Origin of the sequence: Symbiopectobacterium sp. (assembly GCF_051710365.1) — a bacterium.
GTDB lineage: Bacteria > Pseudomonadota > Gammaproteobacteria > Enterobacterales > Enterobacteriaceae > Symbiopectobacterium.
Genome location: NZ_JBPETA010000177.1, coordinates 1 through 6247, shown reverse-complemented (window position 1 = coordinate 6247; position 6247 = coordinate 1). Strand labels below are relative to the sequence as shown.

General features: G+C 54.0%; 5 protein-coding genes and 2 pseudogenes. 5 read left to right on the top strand and 2 right to left on the bottom strand.

Annotated elements, in window-relative coordinates; all coding sequences use genetic code 11:
* Positions 1-140: 140 nt before the first annotated feature.
* Entirely contained in the window at positions 141-1253 is a 1113-nt protein-coding gene (locus ACTBDZ_RS13975) for a PQQ-dependent sugar dehydrogenase (RefSeq protein WP_438815767.1), read from the top strand.
* Between the two features lie 91 nt (positions 1254-1344).
* On the opposite strand, the pseudogene ACTBDZ_RS13970 reads toward ACTBDZ_RS13975, so the two are convergent.
* Positions 1345-1910: pseudogene (locus tag ACTBDZ_RS13970) on the bottom strand (glutathione S-transferase family protein).
* 250 nt (positions 1911-2160) lie between these two features.
* Here ACTBDZ_RS13970 and ACTBDZ_RS13965 point away from each other — a divergent pair.
* The 4 genes and pseudogenes from ACTBDZ_RS13965 (at position 2161) to ACTBDZ_RS13950 (ending at position 5396) form a co-directional block, all read left to right on the top strand.
* Positions 2161-3012: a MetQ/NlpA family ABC transporter substrate-binding protein gene (locus tag ACTBDZ_RS13965; RefSeq protein WP_438815764.1), complete on the top strand. Its 852-nt coding sequence runs from the start codon at positions 2161-2163 to the stop codon at positions 3010-3012.
* A 59-nt stretch (positions 3013-3071) separates the two neighbouring features.
* A pseudogene (locus ACTBDZ_RS13960) lies at positions 3072-3266 on the top strand (NIL domain-containing protein); the annotation flags it as partial.
* A gap of 45 nt (positions 3267-3311) precedes the next feature.
* Entirely contained in the window at positions 3312-3920 is a 609-nt protein-coding gene (locus tag ACTBDZ_RS13955; protein WP_438815766.1) for a methionine ABC transporter permease, read from the top strand.
* Between the two features lie 306 nt (positions 3921-4226).
* On the top strand, positions 4227-5396 hold the full coding sequence (locus tag ACTBDZ_RS13950; protein ID WP_438815765.1) for a serine hydrolase: 1170 nt from the start codon (positions 4227-4229) through the stop codon (positions 5394-5396).
* Here the strand turns inward: ACTBDZ_RS13950 and deoR are convergent.
* On the bottom strand, positions 5393-6121 hold the full coding sequence (gene deoR / locus ACTBDZ_RS13945; protein ID WP_438815763.1) for a DNA-binding transcriptional repressor DeoR: 729 nt from the start codon (positions 6119-6121) through the stop codon (positions 5393-5395). The two genes, ACTBDZ_RS13950 and deoR, sit on opposite strands and share 4 nt — an antisense overlap.
* Positions 6122-6247: the final 126 nt, after the last annotated feature.

The following is a 6247-nucleotide window of genomic DNA, read 5'->3' as shown; positions in this document are numbered from 1 at the left end:
GAGTTCAGTATTGGTGACAGACCACCACAAGTATCCAACCTCAATTCTATTCACAAGACCATCGTTGATGTTCTCGGCGAGCGATACCGTCGAATTTATTCTTAAAGTAGGTGCGGAATGACGGGTTTTCATTGACCCGCATCGTTACTGCCCCTGCTCGCGGTTTGCTGCTGCTTGCACTTACCGTGGCCACGCCGTTGCTGGCGGCACAGCCTACGGTGACCGAGTTGCAAGATAAACTGGACCACCCCTGGTCACTGGCCTTCTTGCCGGGAAATAACGGCATGCTGATCACTGAACGTGCCGGGCAATTGCGGTACTGGCAGGAGGGGAAGGGGCTTTCCGCACCGATTGAAGGCGTACCAGCGGTATTTGCCAAATCACAGGGAGGCTTGCTGGAAGTCGCATTAGCCCAGGATTTTGCACAAAGCCGTCGTATTTACCTGAGTTTTGCCGAAGTGGGCGATGACGGTAACGCGGGCACAGCCGTGGGCTATGGGCGTTTATCTGAGGATTATCGCCATTTGGAGCAGTTCACCGTATTCTTCCGCCAACAGCCCAAACTCTCCAGCGGCAATCACTTTGGCGGTAAGTTGGCTTTCGATAAAAACGGCATGCTGTTTATCTCGTTCGGTGAAAATAACCAACGACCCACCGCGCAGGAACTGGATAAGCTGCAAGGGAAGATCGTGCGACTGACGGCACAAGGCAAAGTCCCTGTCGATAATCCCTTTGTGAACAAGGCCGGGGCGCGACCGGAAATATGGTCGTACGGTCATCGTAATCTGCAGGGGCTGGCCTTTAACCCGGTTACCGGAACCCTGTGGGAGCACGAGCATGGTCCGCGCGGTGGTGATGAAATCAACTTTCCCGCCGCCGGGAAAAACTACGGTTGGCCATTGGCGACGCACGGTATCAACTACTCTGGGCTGAAAATTCCGGAAGCGAAGGGAGTCCGTGTGCCAGGCATGGCCGATCCGGCGCACGTGTGGGAAAAGTCGCCAGGGATTAGCGGTATGGCATTTTATCAGGGCGAGCGCTTCCCGCAGTGGAAAAATTCGGTGTTTATCGGCGCGTTGGCAGAGCGCAACCTGATACGCCTAACGCTGGAGGGTGATCGAATCCTGTCTGAGGAGCGCTTGCTGGCGGATTGCAATGAACGAATTCGCGAAGTCAGGGTGGGACCGGATGGCTACCTGTACCTGCTCACCGATGACAGCAATGGCAAATTGCTGCGTGTCGGGCTGAAATGACCGGCGCACTCCGTTAGAGAATGACGCCGGATAAGTCGCATCAGGTTAACGGCAACATGACCGTGTCGCGGAAAGCGGGGCGCGCGGTCAACTACTGATACCAGCGTTCCAGATGTGGCAATGTTGGGCGTTCGATGTCCATGTTAAACCAGCCATACGCGATACATCCCAGAGGAATATCGCCAATACCGAATGCCGGCCCGGACAGCCAAGGTTGACGCGAGAGCGCATCGTCAGCTATAGCCAGCAGGCGTTCGCACTCTGCTTTCTGTTTGGCAATCAGGGCAACATCACGCTGTTCAGGCGCAGTGCGCACCAGGCCAATAAATACGGTGCCAAACGGCACGGCCAACGATATTGCCCAGTCCATCCACTTTTCTGCATTGGCGCGCTGACCGTGATCGGCCAGATACAGGCTCTGCTGACCGTATTTGGCGGCCAGATAACGAACAATCGTATTGGATTTCCACAACACCAGATCGTCGTCTTGCAGGCAGGGGATTAGCCCGTTGGGGTTCATCGCCAGATAATCCGCCTCGCGATTACGGCCAAACTGACCGCCAGCTGGAATGTGCTGATAACTCAACCCCAGTTCTGCGGCGAGCCAGCGGACTTTTTGACATTACTCGAATTCTCTCGACCCCATAAAGTAAGCATGATAAACCTCTGATGACGAATGGAAGGAAGCGCGTTGACGCCCCGGCAGCAACAGCACCAACCACTATACCGGGTTTTCAACGGCGCTGGGGATAAGAAAAGGGAATTATCATCCTGAATAGCATGCTGTTTTGATCCCGGCTTGCCTGTGCTAACGTGTCGCCGACATAAAGATATGCCAATTTAATCTTTATCATCCCAAAGCGGATTTTTCATAATGCAGTACACAATATAAAACAAGGAAAACACAATGACTTTGACCCATCGTTTTCGCGCTTTGCTGGGCGCGGCGCTTCTTTCCGCACTGCCGTTTGTGGCGGGCACTTCCACGGCATTGGCCAGCACCGATCCGCAGACGTTAACGTTTGGTGTGGCACCCGGTCCTTATGGCGACATGGTAAATCTGACCATCAAACCGCAGCTCGAGAAAAAGGGCTACAAAGTGGTGGTACGTGAGTTTAGTGACTACGTGCAGCCCAATCTGGCGCTGGCAAACGGCAGCATTGATGCCAACCTGTTCCAGCACTCGCTCTATCTGGAAAAGTTTGCTGCTGACAAAGGCTTGAAGCTGGAGAAGTTGATCATCGTGCCGACAGCGAGCATGGGATTCTACTCCAAAAAAATCCACTCGCTGGACGAGTTGAAAAAAGGCGATGTGATTACGTTGTCCAACGATGCGACCAATCTGGCACGAGGGCTGCGTTTTTTGCAATCGCTCGGGTTAATCACCATCAAACCGGAACTTGATGCCACTAAAGCATCAGAAAAAGATATTGTTGATAACCCACGCGGTCTGGTATTCAAACCGCTGGAAGCAGCCCAACTGCCGCGCACGCTGGATAGCGTCACCGCATCGCTGGTTAACGGTAACTTTGCGTTTGCTGCCGGGCTGAAACTGTCCACCGCGCTCAAGCTGGAAACGTTGGACGAAAACCTGAAAAACGTGATTGCCGTGCGCGCGGACGATATTGATAAACCGTTCGCCAAAGATATCAAAGCCGCAGTGGAATCCGAGGAGTATGCTGCTGCGATCAACGCACCGGGCAGCGTGTTCAGTGAATTCCAGAAGCCAGAATGGATGAAGGCGCGTGCCGGACAGTAAGTCGGTATAAGCACGATAGCGTGTTATTATCCCGGCCTTTGGCCGGGATAATGTTTTAGCCGGTGTTATCCGATGTGGCAGTGCGTTATGGCGTTTCGGTCAACATTTTGCACGGCAAGATTGAATATATCGGCAACCGTGCGTTAGGTATTCTGGTGGTGTTACTGACCCACCCGACGGACAGCGAGCAACTGGCTGCCGCTATCCATTATGTTCAGACCCGCACGGCGCGCGTGGAGGTATTACATGGGTGATTTTTGGCTTTTGACCTGACCGTTGCGTTTGGCGAAACCTTTCAGATGGTCAGCATCGCGACGCTGTGCGCCATTGTCGGAGGCCTGCCTTTGGGTCTGTTGATCTTTGTCACCGACAGAAACCTGTTTTGGCAAAACCGTGCGGTGTATTTATGCAGCACGATTTTGGTCAACATTATCCGCTCTATCCCGTTTGTCATCCTGCTGGTGCTGCTGTTGCCGCTTACCCAGATTCTGCTGGGTAACACCATCGGCCCGGTGGCGGCATCGGTGCCGATGTCGGTAGCTGCGATGGCGTTTTATGCGCGTCTGGTGGACAGCACCCTGCGCGAAGTCGACCCCGGCATTGTCGAAGCGGCCGAGGCGTTCGGCGCAAGCCCGATGCGCATTATTGCGACCGTACTGCTGCCGGAAGCCAAGGCGGGTTTGCTGCGCGGTCTGACCATCACGCTGGTTAGCCTGATTGGCTACTCCGCGATGGCGGGTATTGTGGGCGGTGGTGGCGTCGGTGATTTAGCGATCCGCTGTGGTTATTACCGCTATGAAATGCAGGTGATGGTGGTGACCGTGGTGGCGCTGGTTATTCTGGTGCAAGTGGTGCAGATGCTGGGTGACTGGTTTGCCAAGCGCGCGGATAAACGCGATCGTCGCTAACGGTCTATTACCGGCGAGCGGTCCGTGCCGCTTGCCGGTTTTCCCTTCCTTCCATGAGAAAACTCTCATAACGTATTTATAAATCAGCGTATTTTCTAGACGATTGCATTTCTTTGAGTATCTTTACAGAGTAGGGCGTTTCATTGTCGGGCGGCGGACGGTAACGTTTACAGCTTATTGCCATTCGTTGCAAAGAATATCGAAATCTGACCAGATTAACTGCACGACTTACGACATGGAGGACGCATGTACACCACGGCCCATTTCCCCCAGGCTAGATTTTCCAAGGCCGCGTGCTCCCGCTTGATGCTATGCAGCGCAACGCTGCTGTGGCTGGCGCTAACCCCACACGTATACGCCGAACAGGCACCTGCCGCGCCGCAGATCGAAGCTAAAGCCTTTATTCTCATGGATTACCACAGCGATGTGGTTCTTGCGGAACAGCGAGCGGATGAGCGACTGGACCCCGCCAGCCTGACGAAAATGATGGCAAGCTACGTTATCGGTCAGGCGATAAAAACGGAAAAAATTAAACCGGACGATCTGGTTACCGTCGGTAAAGATGCCTGGGCAACGGGTAATCCGGCGCTGCGAGGATCGTCGCTGATGTTTCTGAAACCCGGCGATAAAATTCCGGTTTTGGAACTGAATAAAGGCATCGTTATCCAATCGGGCAATGATGCCAGCATTGCGTTGGCCGACTATGTGGCGGGCAGTCAGGATGCGTTTGTCAGCCTGATGAACAACTATGTCAAATCACTCAACCTCACCAATACCCACTTCCTCACCGTACACGGGCTGGATGCTGCCGGGCAGTACAGCACGGCGCGTGATATGGCGCTGCTGGGGCAGGCGTTGATTCGCGATGTGCCGGAAGAGTATGCCCTGCATAAAGAAAAAGAATTCACCTTCAATAACATTAAGCAGCCCAACCGCAACCGTTTGTTGTGGAGCAGCAACCTGAATGTTGACGGCATCAAAACCGGGCATACCAGCGGTGCCGGACACAATCTGGTGGCATCCGCGACGGAAGGCAACATGCGGTTAATTTCTGTGGTACTGGGCGCACCGACGGATGCCATTCGTTTTCGCGATAGCGAAAAGCTGCTGACCTGGGGTTTCCGCTTCTTCGAAACGGTCACGCCAGTTCAGGCTAATACCACGTTTACCACACAGCGTGTCTGGTACGGCGCACAGAGTGAAGCACGGTTAGGGGTTGCTGACGATGTCGCACTGACGGTGCCTAAAGGGCAAATGCGCAACCTGAAAGCCAGTTTTACCCTGACGTCGCCACATTTACAGGCACCGTTGGTAAAAAATCAGGCGGTCGGTACCGTGGATTTCCAGTTGGATGGCAAAGTGATTGCCCAACGACCGCTGGTGGTACTGGATGAGGTGCCTGAAGCCGGTCTGTTCGGGCGACTGTGGGATGCAATATGGCTAACCCTGACCAAATGGTTTGGCGGCTGGTTTTAACAGCAGGGATAGATCAGCATGATGCCGTTGTCGAGCGTGAAATTCTGATAGGTGCCCTGCGGGGCGCAGTCGGTCACCAGCGTATCGAACTGCGTCAATGCACCGATAGCGGCAGGCTGTATCCGGCCAAACTTGCTGCTGTCGGCCACCAGAATAGTGCGCTGCGATAGCGCCATCGCCCGGTGTTTGATATCCAGTTCGGCAAAATTAAAACAGGTCGCTCCCCGCTTGAGATCGACCCCTGCCGCCGAGATGAAGGCTTTGTTGGTACAGATCGGGTCCAGTTCACTCTGCCGCGTCAGAGGCGTGAAAATCGCATTATCGGGGTGGAATTCCCCACCGCACAAAATGACTTTGGCTGCGGGTTTGGCTTGCAGCGCCAGAAAGGTGTTCAGGGAGTAGCAGACAGCGGTAAAAGGTAGATCTTTATCGATGGCATCGATAACAAAGGGCAGGGTGGTGCCGCAGTCAAAAAAAACGGTATCACCCGCCTCAATCAGTTGCGCCGCCAGTCGGCCAGCCACACGTTTCTCCGGTACCTGCTGGTTCTGCTGATCGGACACAAAGTAGTGGCCCATGGCGCTGCCCTGCGGATCGTTAACTACGTAGCCACCCAAGAGAATCACGCTGGCTGACGTGGCGTTCAGGTCGCGGCGCACGGTCATTTCGGATACGCCCAACAATTCTGCCGCTTGTTTCAAGTGCAGCCGATCGCCATTCTTCAATCCGTCATTCCGCACCTACTTTAAGAATAAATTCGACGGTATCGCTCGCCGAGAACATCAACGATGGTCTTGTGAATAGAATTGAGGTTGGATACTTGTGGTGGTCTGTCACCAATACTGAACTCA